This window comes from Pseudomonas sp. P39-UII1, from assembly GCF_039672635.1.
GTDB lineage: Bacteria > Pseudomonadota > Gammaproteobacteria > Pseudomonadales > Pseudomonadaceae > Aquipseudomonas.
Map to the genome: position 1 here is coordinate 365,762 of NZ_JBDFPP010000001.1, position 25,113 is coordinate 390,874.

At 63.4% G+C, this 25,113-nt stretch carries 21 protein-coding genes; 11 read left to right on the plus strand and 10 right to left on the minus strand.

The annotated features are described in order from the left end of the window. Positions 1 to 38: 38 nt before the first annotated feature. The 9 genes from ugpC to edd all read right to left on the minus strand — a co-directional run bounded on the left by ugpC (position 39) and on the right by edd (position 10,969). Positions 39 to 1,193, minus strand: a complete 1,155-nt coding sequence (ugpC, locus tag ABEH27_RS01755; RefSeq protein ID WP_346611907.1) for a sn-glycerol-3-phosphate ABC transporter ATP-binding protein UgpC — start codon at positions 1,191 to 1,193, stop codon at positions 39 to 41. A 3-nt stretch (positions 1,194 to 1,196) separates the two neighbouring features. Next, positions 1,197 to 2,042 (minus strand): carbohydrate ABC transporter permease, encoded by an 846-nt coding sequence (locus tag ABEH27_RS01760; RefSeq protein WP_346611908.1) that lies wholly within the window; start codon positions 2,040 to 2,042, stop codon positions 1,197 to 1,199. Continuing rightward, complete coding sequence (locus ABEH27_RS01765) at positions 2,035 to 2,943, minus strand: sugar ABC transporter permease (RefSeq protein WP_346611909.1); 909 nt, start codon at positions 2,941 to 2,943, stop codon at positions 2,035 to 2,037. The genes ABEH27_RS01760 and ABEH27_RS01765 overlap by 8 nt, the downstream gene beginning before the upstream one ends. 147 nt (positions 2,944 to 3,090) lie before the next feature. After that, positions 3,091 to 4,377, minus strand: coding sequence for an ABC transporter substrate-binding protein (locus ABEH27_RS01770; protein WP_346611910.1), 1,287 nt, complete (start codon positions 4,375 to 4,377; stop codon positions 3,091 to 3,093). Between the two features lie 104 nt (positions 4,378 to 4,481). Continuing rightward, positions 4,482 to 5,708, minus strand: a complete 1,227-nt coding sequence (locus ABEH27_RS01775; protein ID WP_346611911.1) for an AGE family epimerase/isomerase — start codon at positions 5,706 to 5,708, stop codon at positions 4,482 to 4,484. Between the two features lie 153 nt (positions 5,709 to 5,861). Further along, a complete protein-coding gene (locus tag ABEH27_RS01780) occupies positions 5,862 to 7,316 on the minus strand; it encodes an ATP-binding protein (RefSeq protein WP_346611912.1) in 1,455 nt (484 codons plus the stop codon). Next, positions 7,297 to 8,022, minus strand: coding sequence for a two-component system response regulator GltR (gene gltR / locus ABEH27_RS01785; protein WP_346611913.1), 726 nt, complete (start codon positions 8,020 to 8,022; stop codon positions 7,297 to 7,299). Before gltR ends, ABEH27_RS01780 begins: the two co-directional genes overlap by 20 nt. Positions 8,023 to 8,186: 164 nt before the next feature. After that, entirely contained in the window at positions 8,187 to 9,146 is a 960-nt protein-coding gene (locus ABEH27_RS01790) for a glucokinase (protein WP_346611914.1), read from the minus strand. Further along, complete coding sequence (gene edd / locus ABEH27_RS01795; protein WP_346611915.1) at positions 9,143 to 10,969, minus strand: phosphogluconate dehydratase; 1,827 nt, start codon at positions 10,967 to 10,969, stop codon at positions 9,143 to 9,145. Before edd ends, ABEH27_RS01790 begins: the two co-directional genes overlap by 4 nt. 264 nt (positions 10,970 to 11,233) lie before the next feature. On the opposite strand from edd, the gene gap reads away from it, so the two are divergent. The 6 genes from gap (at position 11,234) to ABEH27_RS01825 (ending at position 17,952) form a co-directional block, all read left to right on the plus strand. Beyond that, positions 11,234 to 12,235 (plus strand): type I glyceraldehyde-3-phosphate dehydrogenase, encoded by a 1,002-nt coding sequence (gene gap, locus ABEH27_RS01800; protein ID WP_346611916.1) that lies wholly within the window; start codon positions 11,234 to 11,236, stop codon positions 12,233 to 12,235. A 172-nt stretch (positions 12,236 to 12,407) separates the two neighbouring features. Continuing rightward, the gene (locus ABEH27_RS01805) at positions 12,408 to 12,920 is read left to right on the plus strand and encodes an RNA polymerase sigma factor (RefSeq protein ID WP_346611917.1); all 513 of its coding nucleotides are present in this window, start codon (positions 12,408 to 12,410) and stop codon (positions 12,918 to 12,920) included. 90 nt (positions 12,921 to 13,010) lie between these two features. Then, the gene (locus tag ABEH27_RS01810; RefSeq protein WP_346611918.1) at positions 13,011 to 13,973 is read left to right on the plus strand and encodes a FecR domain-containing protein; all 963 of its coding nucleotides are present in this window, start codon (positions 13,011 to 13,013) and stop codon (positions 13,971 to 13,973) included. Between the two features lie 126 nt (positions 13,974 to 14,099). Next, positions 14,100 to 16,685 carry a TonB-dependent receptor gene (locus ABEH27_RS01815; RefSeq protein ID WP_346611919.1) on the plus strand — a complete coding sequence of 862 codons (2,586 nt, stop codon included), beginning with the start codon at positions 14,100 to 14,102 and terminating at the stop codon, positions 16,683 to 16,685. Positions 16,686 to 16,891: 206 nt separating this feature from the next. Further along, positions 16,892 to 17,485 (plus strand): biliverdin-producing heme oxygenase, encoded by a 594-nt coding sequence (locus tag ABEH27_RS01820; protein WP_346611920.1) that lies wholly within the window; start codon positions 16,892 to 16,894, stop codon positions 17,483 to 17,485. A gap of 53 nt (positions 17,486 to 17,538) precedes the next feature. Continuing rightward, positions 17,539 to 17,952 (plus strand): YbaN family protein, encoded by a 414-nt coding sequence (locus ABEH27_RS01825; protein WP_346611921.1) that lies wholly within the window; start codon positions 17,539 to 17,541, stop codon positions 17,950 to 17,952. Here the strand turns inward: ABEH27_RS01825 and arcD (ABEH27_RS01830) are convergent. Then, positions 17,932 to 19,359, minus strand: coding sequence for an arginine-ornithine antiporter (gene arcD, locus ABEH27_RS01830; RefSeq protein ID WP_346611922.1), 1,428 nt, complete (start codon positions 19,357 to 19,359; stop codon positions 17,932 to 17,934). The genes ABEH27_RS01825 and arcD (ABEH27_RS01830) overlap by 21 nt on opposite strands. 426 nt (positions 19,360 to 19,785) lie before the next feature. Here arcD (ABEH27_RS01830) and arcD (ABEH27_RS01835) point away from each other — a divergent pair, with 426 nt between their 5' ends. The 5 genes from arcD (ABEH27_RS01835) to ABEH27_RS01855 all read left to right on the plus strand — a co-directional run bounded on the left by arcD (ABEH27_RS01835) (position 19,786) and on the right by ABEH27_RS01855 (position 25,077). After that, entirely contained in the window at positions 19,786 to 21,213 is a 1,428-nt protein-coding gene (arcD, locus tag ABEH27_RS01835; RefSeq protein WP_346611923.1) for an arginine-ornithine antiporter, read from the plus strand. A gap of 33 nt (positions 21,214 to 21,246) precedes the next feature. Continuing rightward, positions 21,247 to 22,500, plus strand: a complete 1,254-nt coding sequence (gene arcA, locus ABEH27_RS01840) for an arginine deiminase (RefSeq protein ID WP_346611924.1) — start codon at positions 21,247 to 21,249, stop codon at positions 22,498 to 22,500. Positions 22,501 to 22,569: 69 nt separating this feature from the next. Continuing rightward, a complete protein-coding gene (locus ABEH27_RS01845; protein ID WP_012270693.1) occupies positions 22,570 to 23,580 on the plus strand; it encodes an ornithine carbamoyltransferase in 1,011 nt (336 codons plus the stop codon). 142 nt (positions 23,581 to 23,722) lie between these two features. After that, complete coding sequence (gene arcC, locus ABEH27_RS01850) at positions 23,723 to 24,652, plus strand: carbamate kinase (RefSeq protein WP_346611925.1); 930 nt, start codon at positions 23,723 to 23,725, stop codon at positions 24,650 to 24,652. Positions 24,653 to 24,708: 56 nt separating this feature from the next. Then, positions 24,709 to 25,077, plus strand: a complete 369-nt coding sequence (locus tag ABEH27_RS01855; RefSeq protein ID WP_306379056.1) for a DUF5064 family protein — start codon at positions 24,709 to 24,711, stop codon at positions 25,075 to 25,077. Positions 25,078 to 25,113: the final 36 nt, after the last annotated feature.

The following is a 25,113-nucleotide window of genomic DNA, read 5'->3' on the forward strand; positions in this document are numbered from 1 at the left end:
TTTGCGTCCTCTTTTTTCTTATTGATGGTGTAGACGATTCAACGGCCCTTGAAGCGGGTGACGTTGTCCTTCACTGAAGCGTTGGCAGTGTTCAGGTCCAGGCGCTCGCCACTGCCGGCATCGAACAGCAGCACCCGCGCCGGGTCGAATTGCAGGTTCAGGCTGTCACCCACCCGGCACGCGACATCCGGCGCCAGGCGGCAGCACACCTTGGTCTGGTTGAGGGTGACGAATACCAGCAGGTCAGGCCCGGTGGGTTCGGTCACCTGCACTTCGGCGCGAATGCCCGGCAGGCCATTGCCCTCACCGGTACCCAGGGCGATCTGCTCGGGGCGGATGCCGAGGATGATCTCGCGGCCATCCAGTTCATCTCTTGCCACGCCCAACGGCAACTCACAACGCGCCTGGCCGCTGTCGAGTAGCGCCAGCAGGCGGCCGTCCTGTTTGGCCAGGCGCACCGGGATGAAGTTCATCGGCGGCGAGCCGATGAAGCTGGCGACGAACTGGTTGGCAGGGTCGTTGTAGATCTGCTGCGGGGTGCCGAACTGCTGGATGATGCCGTCCTTCATCACCGCCACCTTGTCGCCCAGGGTCATGGCCTCGATCTGGTCGTGGGTGACATACACCGTGGTGGTCTTCAGGCGCTGGTGCATCAGTTTCATTTCAGTGCGCATCTCCACCCGCAGCTTGGCATCGAGGTTGGACAGCGGTTCGTCGAACAGGTAGATCTTCGGCCGCCGCGCCAGCGCCCGCCCCATGGCCACGCGCTGCTGCTGGCCACCGGACAACTGCGCTGGCTTGCGCGCCAGCAGGTGCTCGATCTGCAACAGCTTGGCCACCCGCGCCACTTCTTCGTCGATGGCCGCCTGGGGCATCTTGCGGATCTTCAGGCCGAATTCGATGTTCTCGCGCACGCTCATGGTCGGGTACAACGCGTAGGACTGGAACACCATGGCGATGTCGCGGTCCTTGGGGCTCATGCCGCTGACGTCCTGCTCGTCGATCAGGATCGCGCCGCCGGTGATCTGCTCGAGGCCGGCGATGCAGTTCATCAAGGTCGACTTGCCACACCCCGAAGGGCCGACCAGGATCAGGAACTCGCCGTCCTTGATCGACAGCTGGATATCCTTGAGGGTGTCGGGCAGGCCGCTGCCGTAGGTCTTGCTCACATTGCGAATTTCAAGCGTTGCCATGACTTACCCCTTGACGGCGCCGGCCGTGAGGCCGCGGACGAAATACTTGCCTGCCACTACATAGACCAGCAGGGTTGGCAGGCCGGCGATCATCGCCGCCGCCATGTCGACGTTGTATTCCTTGGCCCCGGTGCTGGTGTTGACCAGGTTGTTCAGGGCCACGGTAATCGGTTGCGAGTCGCCGCTGGAGAACACCACGCCGAACAGGAAGTCGTTCCAGATCTGGGTGAACTGCCAGATCAGGCAGACCATGATGATCGGCGTCGACATCGGCAGGATGATGCGGCGGAAGATGGTGAAGAACCCGGCACCGTCCAGGCGTGCAGCCTTGACCAGCGCATCGGGAATGCTCACGTAGAAGTTGCGGAAGAACAGCGTGGTGAAGGCCAGGCCGTAGACCACATGCACCAGCACCAGGCCACTGGTGGTGCTGGCCAGGCCCAGTTTGCCGAGGGTGAACGAGGCTGGCAGCAGCACGGTCTGGAACGGCAGGAAGCAACCGAAAAGCAGCAGACCGAAGAACAGCTGCGAACCCCGGAACCGCCACATCGACAGCACATAGCCGTTGAGCGCACCAATGGCGGTGGAGATCAGCACCGCCGGTACGGTAATCATGATCGAGTTCCAGAAATACCCGTTCACGGTACCCCAGGCCTTGACCCAGCCAATGCCACTGATCACCGTCGGCCAGCTCAGCAGGTTGCCGCTGCTGATGTCTTCTGGGGTCTTGAAGCTGGTCAGCAGCATCACTACCAACGGCACGAGGTACAGCAGCACGGCAATCAGCAGTACCGCATGGATGGCGAGACGGCTGATGCTCAGCGCCGGTTTGTCGGCAGGGCTATGCATGGCGTTTGCTCCGCAGCTCCGAATACAGGTAAGGCACGAGGATCGCCAGGATCGCCCCGAGCATCAGAATGGCGCTGGCCGAGCCCATGCCCATCTGGCCGCGGCTGAAGGTGAACGAGTACATGAACATCGCCGGCAGGTCGGAGGAGTACCCCGGGCCACCGGCGGTCATGGCCGCCACCAGGTCGAAGCTCTTGATGGCGATGTGCGAGAGGATCATCAGCGAGCTGAAGAACACCGGGCGCAGGCTGGGCAGCACCACGGTCCAGTAGATGCGCGGCAGGCTGGCGCCATCCATCTGAGCGGCGCGGATGATCGACTGGTCGACGCCGCGCAGGCCGGCAAGGAACATCGCCATGATGAAGCCCGAGGCCTGCCACACGGCAGCGATCACCAGGCAATACACCACGCGGTCGGGGTCGATCAGCCAGTCCAGGCGAAAACCCTCCCAGCCCCAGTCACGCAGCAGCTTGTCCAGGCCCATGCCGGGGTTGAGCAGCCACTTCCAGGCGGTGCCGGTGACGATCATCGACAGTGCCATGGGGTACAGGTAGAGGGTGCGGATAACGCCTTCGCGGCGGATGCGCTGGTCAAGCAACACCGCCAGCAGCACACCGATGGCCAGGCTGATGGCGATGAACAGGCCACCGAACACCAGCAGGTTCTTGCTGGCCACCCACCAGCGGTCGTTGTCGAACAGCCTGGCGTATTGCGCAAGGCCTGCCCACTTGTAGGTTGGCAGGAAGGTCGACGTGGTGAAGGACAGGACGAAGGTCCACAGGATGTAGCCGTAGAAGCCCACCAGCACGATGAACATGCTCGGCGCGAGTACCAGTTTGGGCAGCCAGCGCTGCACAGCGTCCAGGGGTGAGGCCCGCAGTCGGGCGGTTGCTGTAGTCATGTGTGATTACCGGGAGCTTAGGCAGCCCCTTGTGGTGTCGATACTGGCCTCATCGCCGGCAAGCCGGCTCCCACATACGCCCCACAGTTTCAGGGGCAGTGAAAGACCTGTGGGAGCCGGCTTGCCGGCGATGAGGCCATCAGGGTTTCACTTGGCCGCCTTGATCGCCGCCGCCAGCTTCTTCGCCGCGTCAGCAGGGTCCGCCTTGGGGTCGTTGATGTAGTTGGTCACCACATCGAAGAACGCCCCCTGCACGGCCAGCGTGGTGGCCATGTTGTGCGCCATGCTCGGCTGCAGGCCGCCAGTCTTGGCGTCAGCCAGGAAGTCCTTGGCAGAGGTCTGGGCGCAGGCATCGAAGCCGTTCGCGGCCATGTCGGCGAGCATGTCGTTACGCACCGGGATGGACCCCTTGTTGGTGCTGAAGACCTTCTGGAAGTCCTGGCCGAGTACCTTTCGGGCGATGTCCTGCTGGCCAGCAGCAGTGCCCTTGTCGTTCTGCTTGAACACCACCAGCGAGTCGATGTTGTACAGGAAGGCCTTGTCGGTCCCCGGGAATGCTACGCACTGGTAGTCCTTGCCGGCAGTCTTCTTGGCCAGGGTCCATTCACTCTTGGCCCAGTCCCCCATGATCTGCATGCCGGCCTTGCCGTTGATGACCTTGGCCGCCTCCAGGTTCCAGTCCTGGCCCTTGCCGTCCGGGTCCATGTAAGTGGCAACCTTTTTCAGCTCGGTCAGCGACTTGACCATCTGCGGGCCGGTCAGCGTCGCTTCATCGAGGTCGACCAGCGCCTTCTTGTAGCCGTCCGCGCCCATCACCGACAGCACCACGCTCTCGAACACGGTGCTGTCCTGCCACGGCTGGCCGCCATGGGCGAGCGGGATGAAGCCGGCGGCCTTGAGCTTGTCAGCGGCGGCGTAGAATTCGTCGAGGGTGGTCGGTGCCTTGTCGATGCCGGCCTTCTTGAACACCTCGGGGTTGATCCACAACCAGTTGATGCGGTGGATGTTCACCGGCACAGCCACGTAGTCGCCTTCGTATTTCACGGTGTCGGCGACTTTCTTGTCGAGCAGCGAGTCCCACTGCTCCTCCTTGGCGACGTCCTTGAGCACATCGGCGTCGAGCAGGCCGGTGGCGGCCCAATCCTGGATGTCCGGGCCCTTGATCTGCGCGACGCCCGGCGGGTTGCCGGCCACGGCGCGGCTCTTGAGCACGGTCATGGCAGTGGCGCCGCCGCCGCCGGCAACCGCGCCATCCTTCCAGGTGAAGCCGTCCTTCTCGACCTGGGCCTTGAGTACATCGACAGCCGCTTTTTCACCACCGGATGTCCACCAGTGCACCACCTCGACACTGCCTTTGGAGTCGGCGGCGAAGGCACTGAGCGGGAACAGGGAGGCAAGGGAGATCGCGGCAGCGAGGCGGAGAGTCGAATTCATCGGAATACCTTTCTTGTTGTTATGCCGGGCAAGTCGGTCGCTTGCATTGCATGGAGTCTAATCAGAGTGCTCGCTGCGCCAGGTAACGAAGCGATGCGTGAATGTCATCGTTTGGTTACATTGCGCGCCAGCGCGGTGGCAAGGCTGGGTGCTAGCGGCAGTGTAGGCAGCAACACCGCCTGGTAGGCGTGGTAGAGGTCGGGCTTGCCGGCCCAGATGGTTGCAGCGGGCCGGTTGGCAGGGTCGAGTTCGTGGTGCCAGCTGCCGGCGGCGCGGTCGATGAAATGAGTGTCGATAAACGCCCAGAAGCGACGATACCAGTGCGCGTAGTCAGGCTCGCCGGTACGCCGAAGCAGGGCTGCAGCGCTGGCGCACGCTTCGGCGTGCACCCAGTGCAGGCGCTCACGCACAACGGGCTGGTCGTGCCAGTCGAGGGTGTAGACGATGCCCGCTGTACCCTCAACGCCCCAGGCATGCTGGCAGGCACTGGCGAACAAGCCACGGGCGCAGGCCAGCAACCCATCCGGCGTGGGTAACCCGGCCAAGCGCCGCGCGGCCTCCAGATGCAGCATCAGCCGCGACCATTCGAACGCGTGCCCGGGCGTGGTGCCGTAAGGCCGGAAGTGATCAGCGGGGTTGTCGCGGTTGTATTCGGGCACGGGCTGCCAGTGCGCATCGAAATGCTCGACCACCCGGTAGCCGTTGGCGGCCGCATGGCCTTGGATGATGCGCTCGACGATGCGCAGGGCGCGCTCCAGCCACAGCGTATCGCCGGTGACATCCGCCAGGGCCAGAAACGCCTCGGTGGCGTGCATGTTGCTGTTGGCACCGCGGTAGGCCTCGGGCTGCTGCCAATCGCGGGAGAAGGACTCGCGCAACGCGCCCTCGTCCTCACACCAGAAGCGCTGTTCGAGCACCCGGATTGCATCCGCCAGCAAGCCCTGCGCACCGGCAGCATCCGCCACCACCGCAGAGCTGGCGGCCAGCGCGACAAACGCATGCAGGTACGCCGCCTTGCCGTCGTCGCCCTGCCGATGCGGGCGGGCGAACCAACCGCCGTGCCTGGCATCGTGCAACGGCCCGCGCAGCGCGCGCACGCCGTGTTCGACCAATGCCAGGCAGCCAGGCTCACCCTGCAGATGGGCCAGGGCGAAGCTGTGGGTCATGCGCGCCGTGATAATGGTCTCGGCGCAGGCGACGGGCAGCAGCCTGCCTTGTGCGTCGAGAGCGGCGAAGCCTTCAGCCACCTGCGAAGCCTTGGCAAACGACAGCAGGCGCCGGCCTTCAGCCCTGAGCCATTCGCCGTGTTCGGGGGAATCGATGTGGTCCATGCACCCGTACCTTCCATGCCTGAGGTTTGCAGATTCTAGCCAGCCGTCCTGGCTGGGATGTCACGAACGCCCGCGGGTATGTCACCAGAAAGTGACACTTGCTTTGCCAGCACTGGCCCCATCGCCGGCAGGCCGGCGATGGGGCCAGTGGCTTCAATCAAAGCCGCGCGGCAGGTACAAGGTCACCCGCAACCCACCTTCGCGCAAGTTCAGCAAGCTCACCTCGCCGCCATGGCTATGGGCGATGTTGCGCGCGATCCCCAACCCCAGCCCGTAGCCCTGCTGCTGCCCGGCCAGCCTGAAGTGCGGCTCGAACACCTGCTCCTGTTGCTGCTGCGGCACGCCGGGCCCCTGGTCATCGACCTGCAAGACGAAGCCGTCGGCGCTGTCGATGATGCGCAAGCGGGCCCGCTCGCCGTACTTGATGGCATTGTCGATCAGGTTGCCGATGCAGCGGCGCAACGCCAGCGGCTTGCCCGGGTACGGCGCCAAGGCTTGGCCTTCGACAGTGATGCGGCCGTCACGCACGTAGGGCTCGGCAAGGATTTCCAATACCTGGTTGAGGTCGACAGGTTCGATGTTTTCGTGGATGTCGGTGTCCTTCACGCACTGCAGGGCGCCCTTGACCAGCAGCTCCAGCTCATCCAGGTCCTGGCTGAACTTGGCCTGCATATGCTCGTCCTCCAGCAGCTCCACACGCAGGCGCAGGCGCGTGATCGGTGTGCGCAGATCGTGGGAAATGGCACTGAACAGCTGGCTGCGCTCGGTGAGGTAACGGCTGATGCGTTCACGCATGCTGTTGAACGCCCGCCCAACCTCGACCACCTCACTACCGCCACCCTCGGCCACCGGCGCCACGTCAGCACCCAGCGACAGCTCGCGGGCGGCCCGTGCCAGGCGCTTGAGCGGCCAGCTCTGCCAGTGCACCAGCAGGCCGATGAACAGCAACAGCAAGGCGGTGGTCAGCACGATGAAGCCGATCTGTTGGCGTGGCAGGCGCTCGGCTTCCAGGCTGGTGTAGGGTTCGGGCAGCAGCGAGGCGATGTACAGCCACTCGCCCTCGCCCAGGCGAATCTGGGTGACCAGCACCGGTGGCTTGAGTGGCTCCAGCGTCAGCGAATAATGCGCCCAGGAGCGTGGCAGCTCATCAAGCTTCAGGCCGCTGTTGAAGATGCGCAAGTCATCGGGCCCGACGAACTCCACCGATATTTCCATCTGCGCACCCTGGCGCTCGTGCAGCACCTGCTGGAACACATCGATGACCGCCTGCTTGCGCGGGGTGATGGGCAGTACCGGCATGTCCAGCGGCTTGTCGTTGAGCGAAACGAAAAAGCGTGTGCCGCCCATGCTGCGCAACTGGTCCAGCACCATCGGCCGGTAGGCCACTGGCAACGAACGGAAGTAGCTGACGCTGGCGCTCATCGAATGCGCCAGGCTGCTGGCACTGGCGCGCAGCCCCTGCAACTGGCTGGCGCGCAGCTGGGCGACCCAGATCACACTCGAAAGGCCCTGGGCGAGCAACACCACCAGCAGCGTCAGCAGCAGCATGCGCCCCAACAGGGAGCGCGGCAGCAAGCGCCAGCGCCGCTCAGGAAGCGCAGCAGACATGCGCGGCCAACAGGTAACCACTGCCACGTACGGTGCGGATCAGCCGCGGCGGTTTGTCGGTGTCGCGCAGACGCTGGCGCAGGCGGCTGACCGCCATATCGACAATGCGGTCCAGCGGCATGGGCTCACGGCCACGGGTGGCGTTGCCGATGGTGTCGCGGTCGAGGATTTGCTGGGGGTGGTCGAGAAACAGCTTGAGCAGGGCAAAGTCGGCCCCAGAGAGGATCACTTCTTCGCCATCACGGTGAAACAGCCGGTGGCTGATCGTGTCCAGGCGCCAATCATCGAAGGCCAGCACGGCGCTGGCCGGCGCTGCGTGGCCGAACTCTGCGCGGCGCAGCAGGGCCTTGATCCGCGCTTGCAGCTCGCGCGGGCTGAAGGGTTTGCCCAGGTAGTCGTCGGCACCCAGTTCCAGGCCGATGACCCGGTCGGCCTCGTCGGAGCTGGCGGTCAGCATGATGATCGGCACCCGTGACTGGCGCGGGTGCTGGCGCACCCAGCGGCACAGGCTGAAGCCGTCTTCGTCGGGCAGCATCACATCCAGGATGACCAGATCGCAGGGGGTGTTTTCCAGCGCGCGACGAAAGCCTTGGCCATCGGCTTCGGCATGCACCTGGAAGCCGGCGCGGCTCAGGTAGGTTTGCAACAGCTCGCGGATTTCCTGATCGTCGTCGACCATCAAAATCGATTTACCGGCAGTGCTCAAGGTGTCCCGCCCTCTTGTTTGTCGCAGGTCTTCAGTGCCTGCTGCAAGGGCCGCTTCGCGCCCCAATCGCCGGCAAGCCAGCTCCCACAAAACCGTGCGCAATCACGATTCCTGTAGGAGCCGGCTTGCCGGCGATTGGGCCGCGTAGCGGCCCCATTCACAATTCAGTGATCCAACGCTTGCTGTAATGCCACCCCGGCGCCCAGCAGTCCAGAGAATTCCGCCGTCACCAGCCACACCGGCACGCCGGCAAAGTAGCCACTCATGCAACCCTTGTCGGCAAAACTCGCAGCAAAACCACTGCGCAGAAACAGCTCGGCGAAGCGCGGGATCACGCCGCCGACAATATAAACCCCACCACGCGCCCCCAGGGTCAGCACATTGTTACCAGCCACGCGGCCCAGGAAGCGGCAGAACTGCTCGACCACCGCCAACGCCTGGGGTTCGCCGCCCAGGGCCGCGTCGGTGATGTCTGCAGGGGTCTTGTGCCGCGGTACGGCGCCATCCAGCACGCAGATGGCCTGGTACAAGCGCACCAGGCCACCACCGCTGAGTACGGTTTCGGCACTTACATGGCCGATCTGGCTGTGGATCTGCTGGTGGATCGCCGCCTCACGGGCATTGCCGACCGGCAGGTCGACATGCCCACCCTCGCCCGGCAACGCCTGCCAATGCTGCTCGCCAAGGCGCAGCAGGCTGCCGACACCCAGGCCGGTGCCAGGCCCGATCACCAATGCGGGCCGCAATGGGTCGGCCTGGCCGGCGCAGACTTGGCGGTACTCGCCCTGTTGCAGGCGGGTCATGCCCAGGGCCATGGCCGAGAAGTCGTTGATCAGCAGCAGCCGCTCGACCTGCAAAGTCTTGCAGAATGCGCTGCGGCTCAGCCGCCAATGGTTGTTGGTGAAGCGAAACTCATCGCCATCGACGGGCCCGGCGACCGCCAGGCACACCGCTGCCAAACCACCACGGGCAATGCCCTGATCGTCAAGGTAGGCCTCGATGGCCTGCTCGGGGCTTGTGTAGTCGGCAGTGGCGAAGACCTTCACCTGGTACAGCTGGTTGTCACGCCACAACGCAAAACGGGCATTGGTGCCACCGATGTCGCCAACCAGCAGGTCCTTCATTTGAGGTTCTCCAAAGCCGAGGTGAAGGCGCTCGCGCCCTGTTCGGCCGGGCTGAACGCCATGCGCATGAAGCCGAACAGCTCGCGCCCGCAGCCCAGGTCGTTACCCAGGGGCGCTGGCGGCAGGTCGCGGCTGGCCAGTTCTTCGGCCGACACCATCACCTGCAGCGTGCCTTCGACACCATCGACGCGCACGATATCACCCTCGCGCACCCGCGCCAGCGGGCCGCCGTCAAATGCTTCGGGGCAGACATGAATGGCGGCAGGGATCTTGCCCGATGCGCCCGACATGCGCCCGTCGGTGACCAGCGCGACTTTGTAGCCGCGGTCCTGCAGCACACCGAGGAATGGCGTCAGCTTGTGCAGCTCGGGCATGCCGTTGCAACGCGGCCCCTGGAAGCGCACCACGGCCACGAAATCGCACTCCAGCTCGCCGGCCTTGAACGCATCGGCCAGCGACTGCTGGTCCTGGAACACCCGCGCCGGGGCTTGCACAACGCGGTGCTCGGGGGCGACTGCAGACACTTTCATCACCCCGCGGCCGAGGTTGCCTTCCATCACCCGCAGGCCGCCCTCGGCCGAGAATGGCCGCGCCACCGGGCGCAGGATGGTTTCGTCCAGGCTGTCTTGCGGGCCTTCGCGCCATACAAGTTTGCCGTTGTCGAGGAACGGTTCCTGGGTGTAACGGCGCAACCCGTGGCCAGCCACGGTGTTGACGTCTTCGTGCAGCAGGCCGGCGTCGAGCAGCTCACGGATGAGGAACGACATGCCACCGGCAGCCTGGAAGTGGTTGATGTCGGCTTTGCCGTTGGGGTACACGTGCGACAGGGTAGGCACCACCTCGGACAGGTCGGCCATGTCCTGCCAGGTCAGCTGGATACCCGCCGCCTGGGCAATCGCCGGAATGTGCAGGGTGTGGTTGGTCGAGCCGCCGGTGGCGTGCAGGGCGACGATGGAGTTGACCAGCGCCTTTTCGTCGACGATTTCGCCCAGCGGCATGAAACTGCCACTGGCCTTGGTCATGCGCGTGACCTGCTGCGCAGCCTCGGCAGTGAGCGCGTCGCGCAGAGGCGTATACGGGTTGACGAACGAAGCGCCCGGCAGGTGCAGGCCCATCACCTCCATCACCAACTGGTTGGTGTTGGCGGTGCCGTAGAAGGTGCAGGTACCCGGGCTGTGATAGGAGTTCATCTCCGATTCCAGCAGCTCCTCGCGGCTGGCCTTGCCTTCGGCATAGCGCTGGCGCACATCGGCCTTCTGCTTGTTGGAGATGCCAGAGACCATGGGGCCGCCCGGCACGAAAATGGTCGGCAGGTGGCCGAAGCGCAGCGCACCCATCATCAGGCCCGGGACGATCTTGTCGCAGATACCCAGCATCAACGCGGCGTCGAACATGTTGTGCGACAGCGCTACCGCAGTGGACATGGCGATGACTTCGCGGCTGGCGATGGCCAGCTCCATGCCCGGCTCGCCCTGGGTCACGCCATCGCACATGGCCGGCACGCCGCCGGCGAACTGGCCAACCGAGCCGACCTCGCGCAGGGCCTGCTTGATCTGATCGGGGAAGTGCACGTAGGGCTGGTGCGCCGAGAGCATGTCGTTGTAGGCCGAGACGATGGCCACGTTGGCGGCGTTCATCAGCCGCAGGCTCTGCTTGTCGTCGGCGCCACACCCGGCCACGCCGTGGGCAAAGTTGGCGCACTGCAGGCTGGCCCGCATGGGTCCGTCACTGGCCGCGCCGCGAATCAGCTGCAGGTAGCGTTCACGGGTGGCACGGCTGCGTTCAACCAGCCGTTGGGTGACCTCAAGGATGCGCGGGTGCATGTACGGGACTCCAGGCTAACGGTAAGGGCGGTTTACCGGGCATTTCCCCTCCAAACGATTGCGGCCTAGGCTCCAGTGTAAGGGGCCCGGCGCATCGAGGAGGCGGCTCACCCGACCACTCGTTGTATATTTAAACAAAATACTGCCAGTAAAAAGGCTTGTTTTCTATCGCTCAGTGAATAATCTTGTAATTCCAACAACAAAACCGTTTCAGTGAAGCTTCTTTGTGCCACAGGTTTCACTCGGACTGCCAGAGGTACTGCCATGACCCTACGCATCGCCATCAACGGATTCGGCCGCATCGGGCGCAATGTTCTGCGCGCACTGTATACCCAAGGCTACCGCCAGGACTTGCAGGTCGTCGCCATCAACGACCTGGGCGACAGCGCCATGAATGCCCACCTGCTCAAATACGACAGTGTGCACGGTACATTCGATGCATCGGTGGAGGCCGATCATGAAAGCCTGACGGTAAATGGCGACCGCATCGCGGTCAGCGCCATCCGCAACCCGGCCGAGCTGCCCTGGAAGGCCGAAGCGATCGATGTGGTGTTCGAGTGCACCGGGCTGTTTACCGACCGGGCCAAAGCCGCCGCACACCTGGCGGCGGGCGCCGGCAAGGTGATTGTCTCGGCCCCGGCGAAGGGCGCCGACGCCACGGTGGTGTACGGGGTCAACCACGACATCCTGCGCGCCTCCCACCAGGTCATTTCGAATGCGTCCTGCACCACCAACTGCCTGGCGCCGATCGCCCAGGTGCTGCACCGAGAGTTCGGCATCGAACAGGGCTTGATGACCACCATTCATGCTTACACCAACGACCAGGTGCTGACTGACGTTTACCACAGCGACCCTTACCGTGCGCGCTCGGCCACCCAGTCGATGATCCCGAGCAAGACCGGCGCCGCCGAAGCCGTGGGCCTGGTGCTGCCGGAGCTGGCCGGCAAACTGACCGGCATGGCCGTGCGGGTGCCGGTGATCAACGTTTCGCTGGTCGACCTCACCCTCAACCTCAAGCGCGAAGCCACGGCCGAGCAGGTCAACCAGCTGTTCCTCGAGGCCAGCCGGCATTCCAAGGTGCTGGGCTACAACACCCTGCCGCTGGTGTCCTGCGACTTCAACCACAACCCGTTGTCGTCGATCTTCGATGCCAACCACACCCGTGCCAACGGCAAGATGCTCAAGGTGATGGCCTGGTATGACAACGAGTGGGGGTTCTCCAACCGTATGCTGGATAACTGCCTGGCGCTGTGCAGCGCGCGCTGAGGGGGCGCCTGGCGGGGGATCTTCAGCGCTCTTGAGATCGAGCGCTGAAGATGCCAAGACATGCCACCACAGCCCACACTCACAATCTTTACCTTTCCCTAACACTTCCGCGCTTGACCAACAGGCAAGATGATAAGCATTATCATTAACCTTTCGTCGGCCAGGTCCCCCCGTGAGTCAGTCCCGGTTCAACTCCGTCTTCCTCGTCCAGCGCCTTTCCCTGCTGCGCACCCTGCAGCGTATGGTCGGCAACCCCAGCACCGCCGAGGACCTGCTGCAGGAAACCTACCTGCGGGTGTCCCGTGCCCTGGGCGAGCGGCCTATCGAGCACCTCGAACCTTTCGTGTTCCAGACCGCCCGTAACCTGGCCCTGGACCACCTGCGCACGCGTCGGGTGCAATCGCGCATGCTGGTCGACGATGTTCCCGACGAAATCCTGCACAACGTCGCCGCCCCCCTGAGCAGCAGCGAAGATGCCGCACATGCCGAACAACTGCTCAAGCACCTCAGCGTCAGCCTCAACCAGCTGACCGAGCGCCAGCAACGCATCTTCATCCTCAGCCGCCTGCACGGCGCCAGCTACCTGGAAATCGCCGAACAACTGGATGTCTCGGCCAGCACCGTGCAGAAGGAACTGAAATTGATCATGGCCATCTGCATAGGTGTGGCCGATCGCCTCAAGTGAGACGACCGCCGGCCGGCAGAGTGAGGCGAAGCGCTTGCCACGCCCCGCCTTAGCCGTGATCATTCGGGAAAATCATTTCAAGGATTCACCGTGACCGACAGCCCCGTCCCTCGCCCGCCGACCGCCGGGCCCGACGCCCGCGCCCGTGCGATGGACGAGGCGCTGGACTGGCTGGTACGCCTGCAATGCGCCACTGAAGCCGACACCCTGGCCTTCGAGCAATGGCTTGGCGCCGCGCCGGAAAACGCCGCGGCCTACGTCGAAGCCGAAGCCCTGTGGAACGGCACGCCGCTGCGCCAGGCCGCCACGCAGATGCACCAAGGCCGGCGCCGCTCCGTGCGCGGGCGCCTGCGTGCACACTGGAAACCGTTAGCGACCGCTGCCGTGCTGCTGGTAGGGCTGTTCACCGTGGGCAACCTGCCGGTGCGCCTGCAGGCCGATCACCTGACCGTGGTGGGCGAACGTCAGCGCCTGCAACTCGATGACGGCGCCAAGGTGCTGCTCAACACCAACTCGGCCTTCGCCAGCGATCTGCGTGACGGCCGCCAGGTGGCGCGCCTGCTGCAGGGTGAGGCGTTTTTCCAGGTACCGGCGGGCGCCCAACTGCCATTGGAAGTACAGGCCGGGCCGCTGCGAGCCCAGGTGCGCGACACCGATTTTGCCGTGCGCTACCTCGATGGCGAGGCGCAGGTCCGCGTGCAGCGCGGTGACGTTGACCTGCAGGCGGCCAGCGACCAGCGCATCCGCCTCAGCGCTGGCGACAGCATCAGCGTCGGCCCGCAAGGCTTCGGCCAGCGCCAGCGCCCGGACATGCACAAGGACCTGGCCTGGGTCGACGGCCGCCTGGTGTTCGAAAACTGCCCGCTGAGCCAGGTGCTGGCCGAAGTGCGGCGCTATTACCCAGGCTGGATCATCAACCGCAACGCCAACCTCGACGACATGGCGGTGACCGGCAACTATCGCCTCGACCAGCCGCTGGAGACCTTGCGCGCGCTGGCTCACATCACTTCGGCGCAGCTGCACGAATACCCCGCCGTGGTCATTCTCAACTGACCTGCCAATTATTTTTACGCGATCGCGCTACCCCGCCCGTCTCGTTATAGCCAATGCAACTGATTCTTGTTTGAAAACAAGAACGGTCATCACCTATAACAGTTCGCGCGTCTGGGAGCGCTTTCGATGTCCACAGGTACAACTCGCCCGTCCACCCTTCCCCGCCGTACCGGCCAACTGTCCCTGCTGACCCTGGCCTTGCTCGCCAGCGGAGCCTGCAGCCTGCCTGCGCTGGCCGCAGAGCCAGCCCAGGCGAGCAGCCCGCGCATGGGCGACTACCGCTTCAGCATCGCCCAGCAGCCCTTGGTCGAGGCCATCAATGCCTTCAGCCAGGTGACCGGGTGGCAGGTAGGTTTCAGCGCCGAACTGGCAGAGGGCGTGGCTTCGCCAGGTGTGCAAGGTTCGTTGGCGCCAGAGGCTGCACTCAAGCGCCTGCTGCAAGGCACCGGCCTTGGCTATCGCAAGATAGGCAACGGCAATGTGGTGCTCGAACGCCAGTCGGCGGGCAACGCCATCGCCCTGCAGCAAATGACCGTCAGTGCTACCCGTAGCGCCCAGGACGTCAGCCAGGTGCCCAGCACCGTGAGCGTACAGACCCGCGAACAGCTGGACCGCCAGAACGTCAGCAACATCCAGGAACTGGTGCGTTACGAGCCGGGCGTGTCGGTCGGCGGCACCGGCCAGCGCAGTGGCCTGAATGGTTACAACATCCGCGGTATCGACGGTGAGCGCGTGCTGACCCAGATCGACGGTGTGTCGATCCCCGACAGCTTCTTCTATGGCCCCTACGCCCAGACCCAGCGCAATTATGTCGACCCGGAAATCGTCAAGCGCGTCGAGATCCTGCGCGGCCCCGCCTCGGTGCTGTATGGCAGCAACGCCATCGGCGGCGCGGTGAGCTACTTCACCCTCGACCCCGAAGACATCATCAAGCCTGGCAAGGATGTGGGTGCTCGGCTGAAGACCGGCTACAGCTCGGCCGATGACAGCTGGCTGACCTCCGCCACCGTGGCCGGCCGCCAGGGCGATTTCGACGGCTTACTGCACGTGAGCCAGCGCAACGGCCACGAAACCGAGTCGTATGGGGGCCACGGCGGCACCGGCCTGTCGCGTACCGAAGCCAACCCGGAGGACGTGCGCACCACCAACGTGCTGGCCAAGCTTGGCTGGAACTACGCTGACGACGCGCGCCTGGGTTTCACTTACGAGCGCTACAAGGATGACCGCGACCAGGACATCCTCAGCGCCGTGGGCGGCCCGTTCGCCAATGGCGCTGGCATGGGCATGTACCGCAGCCGTACCGGCAACGACACCGTGACCCGCGAGCGCTTCGGCATCAACCACGAATTCGGCCTGGATTCGCGGGTGGCCGACCACATCAAGTGGAGCCTGAACTACCAGATCGCCAAGACCGACCAGCACACCGAGGAAGTCTACTTCCCGTTCAGCCGCACGGTCTTTCGTACCCGCGACACCACCTACAAGGACCGCCAGTGGGTCTTCGACGCCCAGCTGGACAAAGCCTTCAGCATCGGCGCCACCGACCACCTGCTGACCTACGGCACCACCCTCAAGCACGAGAAAGTCACCGGTTCGCGCAGCGGCACCGGCACCTGCCTGGCAGTCGGCGGCACCTGCCGCGCCATCGGCCAGGTGAGCGCCAGCGATGCACAGGCGCTGGTCAGCGACTTCCCGGACCCGACCGTCAACACCTACAGCCTGTTCGCCCAGGATGAAATCCGCTGGAACAACTGGACCTTCCTGCCAGGCGCGCGTTACGACTACACGCGCATGGAGCCGAAGTTCACCGACGAGTTTCTGCGTGGCATCCAAGGCTCGGGCGCAGCGCCTGGCAGCCTGGACGACTCGGACAAGAAGTGGCACCGCGTGTCGCCCAAGTTTGGCCTGACCTACGCGTTCAACGACAACTACACCTGGTATGGCCAGTACGCAGAGGGCTTCCGCACACCGACTGCCAAGTCGATGTACGGCCGCTTCGACAACCCGACGCTGGGTTACAGCGTACAAGGCAACCCGGGCCTTGAGCCCGAGAAGAGCAAGAGCTACGAAACCGGCCTGCGTGGCAACTTCGATGCCGGTAACTTCAGCGCTGCGGTGTTCTACAACAAGTACCGCGACTTCATCGACGAAGATGCCGTGCAGTCGGCCAACCTGGAAACCACCTTCCAGGCCAACAACATCAAGCACGCCACCATCAAGGGCGCCGAAGTCAAAGGCCGCCTCAACCTCGACCACTTCGGTGCGCCCGAAGGCCTGTACACCCAGGGTTCGATCGCTTACGCCAACGGCCGCAACGATGACAACGGCCAGCCGCTGAACAGCGTCAACCCGCTGACCGGCGTGTTCGGCCTGGGTTACGAGCAGCCGAACTACGGCGGCCTGCTGAGCTGGACCGTGGTCAAGCGCAAGACCCGCGTCGACGACACCACGTTCTTCGCCCCGGATGGCCAGAGCTCGCAGTTCCGCACCCCAGGCTACGGCGTGCTGGACCTGAGCGGCTTCTACAAGGTGACCGACGACGTCACGGTCAACGCTGGGCTGTACAACCTGACCGACAAGAAATACTGGCAGTGGGACTCGGTGCGGGGTTACGACGGCCAGGGTGAGGCAGGCGTAACCCAGCCAGCCAACCTGGACCGCCTGACCATGCCAGGGCGCAACTTCGCCATCAATGTGGTGTGGGATATCTGATTTGAGCTGATCGGTACTGGCCCCATCGCCGGCAAGCCGGCTCCCACAGGTACCCCGCTGCCCTCAGGTTAGGTGGAACACGTGTGGGAGCCGGCTTGCCGGCGATGGGGCCGGTACATTCAACAGGGAAACCCAGCTTTTTTTACTGTCCCCACCCCGCTGTTTCGTCTTGTCACTAGACGCCCCCATTTTCCAAGGACACCCCCATGACCGACCGCCCAGCCCTGCGCTCGCAACGCCTCAACCAGGTCACCCACGCCCCGCACACCGAGCTCGACGCCCTGGTCAAATCCCACGCGCCGTTCGACAGCCGCGAAAGCTTCGCCCGTTTCGTCGTAGCGCAGTACCTGTTCCAGTCCGAACTGCAGGCCCTGTACACCGACCCGCAACTGATCGCCATCGTCCCCGACCTGGCCGAGCGTTGCCGCGCCGAGCAAGCTCGCCTGGACCTTGCCGACCTCGACACCGAAGTACCCGCAGCCGTCGCCGGCGCACCGCAGAATCTGAGCCTTGCCGAGGCACTGGGCTGGATCTTCGTCTCCGAAGGCTCCAAACTGGGCGCTGCGTTTCTGATCAAGCGTGCCGTTGCGCTGGAACTGTCCGACAGCTTTGGTGCTCGGCACCTGGGCGAGCCAGCCGGTGGCCGCGCCGAAGGCTGGAAGCAGTTCACCCGTATTCTTGATGGCCTGGAGCTGTCGGCCGAGCAAGACGCTGCTGCCGAGCGTGGCGCTGTTGCGGCGTTCGAGCGCTTCACCGAACTGCTCAAGCATGCCTACGCTGCCGACAGCGCGCTGGCCTGATACGCGTTACCCGGCCACCCCTCCGGTGGCCGCACCGTTTTCGCAGTGAGACCATGACCCGACCTGCCCGCTCGAAACTGTCGCGCCTGCTGTATGGCACCCTGGCTTACGTAAGCCTGGGTATCGGCCTGGTCGCCATTGTCATCCCTGGCCTGCCGACCACCGAATTCATTCTGTTGGCCGCCTGGGCGGCGACACGCAGCTCACCGCGCCTGTCGGCGTGGCTGGAGAACCACCGGCTGTTCGGGCCAATCCTGTACAACTGGCGCAACGGCAAGCTGATCCAGCGCCGGGCCAAGGTCAGTGCGACCATCAGCATGCTGGTGTGTGCAGGCGTGATGCTGACCTTCCTCGACCACCGTTGGCCGGTGTTCCTGGCCATCGCCGGTATGGCCCTGGGCAACCTGTGGATCTGGTCGCGGCCAGAGCCCGCCTGCCCGCCTGCCTCACAAGCTCAGCAGCCCTGAATAAAGCCCGTAGGCCGCCAGTGCCGCCCCCGCCAGCACCGCTGCGAAAATCAGTTTTTCCCACGGGGTGAACAGCGCCTGGCCTTGCTCGCGCTTGGCCCGGGCAAACAGGATCACCCCTGGGGCGTACAGCAACGCCGACAGCAACAGGTACTTGAGCCCACCGGCGTACAGCAGCCACACCGCATACAGCAGCGCCACCGCCGCAACCAGCAGGTCTTTGCGCCGCAGCGCCTGCTGCCCGCCATAGCCCTCTGCGCGCAGCGCCAACAGCACTGCATAAGCGGCCGACCACAGGTACGGCACCAGAATCATCGACGACGCCAGGTAGATCAGGCTGGTGTAGGTGCCCGCCGAAACCAGCGTAATCAGCAGGAAGCCCTGAATCATGCAGTTGGTCAGCCACAGGGCATTGGCCGGCACGTGGTTGGCGTTTTCCTTGGCCAGAAAGCGCGGCATGGTCTTGTCCCGCGCTGTGGCGAAGAGGATTTCGGCGCACAGCAACGCCCATGACAGCAATGCGCCGAGCAGCGAGATGGCCAGGCCGATGCTGATCAGCAAGGCCCCCCATGGGCCGACGATATGCTCGAGCACCGACGCCAGCGACGGGTTCTGCAACCCAGCCAGTTCCGGCTGGGTCATTACCCCAAGCGACAGCACATTGACCAGCACCAGCAGCGCCAGCACGCCGAGAAAGCCGATGACCGTGGCCTTGCCGACATCCGAGCGACGCTGTGCCCTGCCCGAGTAGACGCTGGCACCCTCGATGCCGATGAACACGAACACGGTGACCAGCATCATGTTGCGCACCTGGTCCAGCACATCGCCGAACTGCGGGTTGCTCAAGCCCCAGATATCACGGGTGAAGATGTCGGCACGAAAGGCAAAGGCGGCGATGACGATGAAGATCAGCAGCGGCACCACCTTGGCAACGGTGGTCACCTGGTTGATGAACGCCGCTTCCTTGATGCCACGCAGCACCAGAAAGTGCACGGCCCACAGCAGCAGCGAGGCACAGCCGATGGCGATCGGCGTATTGCCCTCGCCGAATACCGGAAAGTACAAGCCCAGGGTACTGAACAGCAGCACGAAATAGCCGACGTTGCCCAGCCAGGCACTGATCCAGTACCCCCAGGCCGAAGAGAAGCCCATGTAGTCGCCAAAGCCGGCCTTGGCATAGGCATAGACCCCCGAGTCCAGCTCCGGCTTGCGGTTGGCCAGGGTCTGAAACACGAAGGCCAGCGCCAGCATGCCCACCGCGGTGATACCCCAGCCGATCAGCACGGCGCCGACATCGGCGCGTGCCGCCATGTTTTGTGGCAACGAAAAAATCCCGCCGCCAATCATCGAACCAACTACCAGTGCGATCAACGCGCCTAGGCGGAGCTTCTGTCCTGGTTCGTTCATGTAAATCCCCATCTTTTGTGTGTGTTGTCACACGCCTGAAACAGCTTTATCTGCATATAAACAAGGCTACTTATAAGCGACAAAGCCATTAAAGCTATAGCACTCATAACTCCTTTGTCTATACCTGCCTCCTGACAAAAACGCATGTCCTTCAGGCAACTTTTATCCCGCGTATCTGTTGAGAAATATTTGCGAAAACGGCAGAAGCGACTAGCTTCTAAAGCTCGCAGGCTGAAACAGAGCGTTTGCTCTAGATGTACATGGAGGTGCCAGCGCGCGTGGCCTGTAGCAAGGCTGTCGGCACTCTCCAGGAGTCATGTGAAGGAAATTTCCTACTTCACACGCCATGAACTGATCCAAGTCAGGTTATGGCTCGGGCGACGGATTTATTCTGTTGTCAACTTTCTCCTGGTACGGAGTTGTTAAATGTCTGATTCATCTGGAAAACTAAAACTTGGCGCACTAGTTGCCCTCGTCGTCGGTTCAATGATTGGCGGCGGCATCTTCTCGCTTCCTCAAAATATGGCGGCCAGCGCGGGCGTGGGTGCTGTACTGATTGGCTGGGCGATCACTGCCGTTGGCATGCTGACACTGGCGTTCGTGTTCCAAACCCTGGCCAACCGCAAACCTGACCTCGACGGGGGTGTCTACGCCTACGCCAAGGCCGGCTTCGGCGACTACATGGGCTTCTCTTCGGCCTGGGGCTACTGGATCAGTGCCTGGCTGGGCAACGTCGGTTACTTCGTGCTGCTGTTCAGCACCCTCGGCTACTTCTTCCCGATCTTCGGTGAAGGCAACACCCCGGCCGCCATCATCGGTGCGTCGATCCTGCTGTGGGCCGTGCACTTTCTGGTACTGCGTGGCATCAAGGAAGCGGCGTTCATCAACCTGGTCACCACCGTGGCCAAGGTCGTGCCGCTGGTACTGTTCGCGCTGATCTGCCTGTTCGCCTTCAGGCTCGACATCTTCACCGCCGACATCTGGGGCACCGGCACGCCGGAGCTTGGCAGCGTGATGAACCAGGTGCGCAACATGATGCTGGTCACTGTCTGGGTGTTCATCGGCATCGAGGGCGCGAGCATCTTCTCGTCCCGTGCGGAAAAACGCGCCGACGTCGGTAAGGCCACGGTCATCGGCTTCATCACCGTGCTGCTGTTCCTGGTGCTGGTCAACGTGCTGTCGCTGGGCGTGATGACCCAACCGGAACTGGCCAAGCTGCAGAACCCGTCGATGGCGGCTGTGCTTGAGCACGTGGTTGGCCACTGGGGTGCGGTACTGATCAGCGTCGGCTTGATCATCTCGCTGCTGGGTGCCCTGCTGTCGTGGGTGCTGCTGTGCGCCGAGATCATGTTCGCCGCAGCCAAAGACCACACCATGCCGGAGTTCCTGCGCCGCGAAAACGCCAACCAGGTACCGGCCAATGCGCTGTGGCTGACCAACGCCATGGTGCAGATCTTCCTGGTGATCACGCTGTTCTCGGCCAGCACCTACCTGTCGCTGATCTACCTCGCCACCTCGATGATCCTGGTGCCCTACCTGTGGTCGGCGGCCTACGGCTTCCTGATGGCACTGCGCGGCGAAACCTACGAAAACGCTGCCGGCGAGCGCAGCAAAGACCTGTTCATTGGCGCTGTCGCCCTCGTGTACGCCATCTGGCTGCTGTATGCCGGTGGCACCAAATACCTGCTGCTCTCGGCCCTGCTGTATGCCCCTGGCGTGATCCTGTTCGCCAAGGCCAAACATGAAATCGGCCAACCGATCTTTACCAACGTGGAAAAACTGATCTTCGCAGCCGTGGTCATCGGCGCCCTGGTGGCGGCCTATGGCCTGTACGACGGTTTCCTGACCCTGTGACCCACGTCTTTGCACCACATGGAGGATTGAACAATGTCCGCTGAAAAACAGAAGTACGGTGTCCATTCCGAAGCCGGCAAGCTGCGCAAAGTGATGGTCTGCTCGCCGGGCCTGGCGCACAAGCGCCTGACCCCAAGCAACTGCGACGAACTGCTGTTCGATGACGTGATCTGGGTAGATCAGGCCAAGCGTGACCATTTCGACTTCGTCACCAAGATGCGCGAGCGCGGCGTGGATGTGCTGGAGATGCACAACCTGCTGACCGACATCGTGCAGGACAAGGAAGCACTGAAGTGGATCCTCGACCGCAAGATCACCCCTGACACCGTTGGTGTCGGCCTGACCAACGAAGTGCGCAGCTGGCTTGAAGGTCTCGAACCTCGCCACCTGGCCGAGTTCCTCATCGGCGGCGTGGCCGGCCAGGACCTGCCGCAGAGCGAAGGCGCCGATGTGGTCAAGATGTACAACGACTACCTGGGCCACTCCAGCTTCATTCTGCCGCCACTGCCCAACACCCAGTTCACCCGTGACACCACGTGCTGGATCTACGGTGGTGTGACGCTGAACCCGATGTATTGGCCAGCACGACGCCAGGAAACCCTGCTGACCACCGCCATCTACAAGTTCCACAAGGAATTCACCAACGCCGACTTCGAGGTCTGGTACGGCGACCCGGACAAGGAGCACGGCAACGCCACCCTCGAAGGCGGTGACGTGATGCCGATCGGCAAAGGCATCGTGCTCATCGGCATGGGCGAGCGCACCTCGCGCCAGGCCATCGGCCAGCTGGCGCAAAACCTGTTCGCCAAAGGCGCAGTCAAGGAGGTCATCGTCGCCGGCCTGCCGAAATCTCGTGCGGCCATGCACCTGGACACCGTGTTCAGCTTCTGCGACCGCGATCTGGTTACCGTCTTCCCCGAAGTCGTCAACGAAATCGTGCCCTTCATCATCCGCCCGGACGAAAGCAAGCCGTACGGCATGGATGTACGCCGCGTGAACAAGTCGTTCATCGAGGTGGTGGGCGAGCAACTGGGCGTCAAGCTGCGTGTGGTCGAGACCGGCGGCAACAGCTTCGCCGCCGAGCGCGAGCAGTGGGATGACGGCAATAACGTGGTGGCGATGGAGCCCGGCGTGGTCATTGGCTACGACCGCAACACCTACACCAACACCCTGCTGCGCAAGGCCGGGATCGAGGTCATCACCATCAGCGCCGGCGAGCTTGGCCGGGGCCGTGGCGGCGGCCACTGCATGACCTGCCCGATCGTCCGCGACCCAATCGACTACTAACGACCATACGCCCGGCCGTGCCCACGAAGCGGCGGCCGGGCCCCTCACCGAATTCAAGGAGATACAGTCATGGCGTTCAACATCCATAACCGCAACCTGCTCAGCCTCGAACACCACACCACGCGTGAACTGCGCTACCTGCTGGACCTGTCCCGCGACCTCAAGCGCGCCAAGTACACTGGCACCGAGCAGCAGCACCTGAAGGGCAACAACATCGCCCTGATCTTCGAAAAAACCTCCACCCGCACCCGCTGCGCCTTCGAAGTCGCCGCCTATGACCAAGGCGCCAACGTCACCTACATCGACCCCAACTCCTCGCAGATCGGCCACAAGGAGAGCATGAAGGACACCGCCCGCGTGCTCGGGCGCATGTACGATGCCATCGAGTACCGTGGCTTCAAGCAGGAAATCGTCGAAGAGCTGGCCAAGTTTGCCGGCGTGCCGGTGTTCAACGGCCTGACCGACGAATACCACCCCACCCAGATGATCGCCGACGTGCTGACCATGCGTGAGCACAGCGACAAGCCGCTGCACGACATCAGCTACGCCTACCTGGGCGACGCCCGCAACAACATGGGCAACTCGCTGCTGCTGATCGGTGCCAAGCTTGGCATGGACGTGCGTATTGCCGCGCCCAAGGCGCTGTGGCCGCATGACGACCTGGTCGAGCGCTGCAAGAAGTACGCTGAGGAAAGCGGCGCTCGTATCACCCTCACCGAAGACCCGAAAGCCGCGGTCAAGGGCGTGGACTTCGTGCATACCGACGTCTGGGTGTCGATGGGTGAGCCGATCGAAGCCTGGGGCGAGCGTATCAAGCAGCTCAAGCCTTACCAGGTGAACGCCGAGCTTATGAAGTCCACCGGCAACCCACGGACCAAGTTCATGCATTGCCTGCCGGCCTTCCACAACTCCGAGACCAAGGTCGGCAAGCAGATCGCCGAGCAGTATCCGGACCTGGCCAATGGCATCGAAGTCACCGACGACGTGTTCGAATCGCCGGCATGCATCGCCTTCGAGCAGGCGGAAAACCGCATGCACACCATCAAGGCGATCCTGGTTTCGACCCTGGCCGATCTCTGACAAGCACCTCGGTAGTGTGGGAGCCGGCTTGCCGGCGATGCAGGCAACACGGTGCATGGCACCGGCTTCGCAGGTGATCGCCAGTTAGCCGGCTCCCACACAGAAACGAGGCGCTACCCCCATCTTCGCAAAGGACATTCCCATGCGTATCGTTGTTGCATTGGGCGGCAACGCCCTGCTGCGCCGCGGCGAGCCCATGACCGCTGACAATCAGCGCGCCAATATCCGCACCGCCACCGAGCAGATCGCCAAGATTCACCCGGGCAACGAACTGGTCATCGCCCACGGCAACGGCCCCCAGGTGGGCCTGCTGTCGCTGCAGGCGCTGTCCTACAAACCCGATGAAGCCTACCCGCTGGACGTGCTCGGTGCCGAAACCGAAGGCATGATCGGCTACATGATCGAACAGGAGCTGGGCAACCTGCTGGCGTTCGAAGTGCCGTTCGCCACCCTGCTCACCCAGGTTGAAGTCGACGCCAACGACCCGGCCTTCAAGGACCCGACCAAGTTCATCGGCCCGGTCTACAGCAAGGAAGAAGCCGAACGCCTGGCCAAGGAAAAGGGCTGGGTGGTCAAGGCCGACGGCGACAAGTACCGCCGCGTGGTGGCCAGCCCGAAGCCCAAGCGCATTTTCGAGATCCGCCCGATCAAGTGGCTGCTGGAAAAAAACAGCATCGTGATCTGCGCAGGCGGTGGCGGCATCCCCACCATGTACGATGAGAACCGCAAGCTCAAAGGCATCGAGGCGGTGATCGACAAGGACCTGTGCTCGGCACTGCTGGCCGAGCAATTGGAAGCCGACCTTCTGATAATCGCCACCGACGTCGATGCGGCGTACGTTGACTGGGGCAAGCCAACGCAAAAAGCCATTGCCCAGGCTCACCCCGACGAACTCGAGCGCTTAGGGTTTGCCGCCGGCTCCATGGGGCCGAAGGTGCAGGCTGCCAGTGACTTTGCTCGCGCCACTGGCAAGGTGGCGGTGATCAGCTCGCTGGAAAACATCGAGGATATCGTCAAGGGCACCGCCGGCACACGCGTTTCCACGGCCAAGCCAGGTCTGAGCTACCGTTGAATGCAGTAGGCGGGCGCTGGCTGCCCGCCATTTTCGACCTTCCGGAGGACCCCGCCATGGCTCAGTTTCAACCCGGTCACGTGCATATCGAGCGCACTGCGCTGAACAGCGCCGACCACAGTTACGACCTCAACATCGAGTACGAAGCGACGCAAGATCCCAAGGAAGGGCGCGGCATACAGTTCCACATGCATGGCAGCATCGAAGGCAAGACGGTTGATGAAAAGTTCTTTCTGCCCAAGGACCAGGTGCTGCCCAGCTTCCTGATGGTGATGAGCCGCAAGGCCCAGGCCCACCTCGCCCCGCCCAAGAAATTCGAAACTCTCAGCTCACCGCACAAAATCTACGACGCGATGTTCGAAGACATCCGCGCCAAGCTGGATGTGAAGTCCGGCGACTCGATCAAGCCAGAACATCTCGAGTGATCCCCTTCGCGGCAAGCCCGCCCCCACAGGTACTGC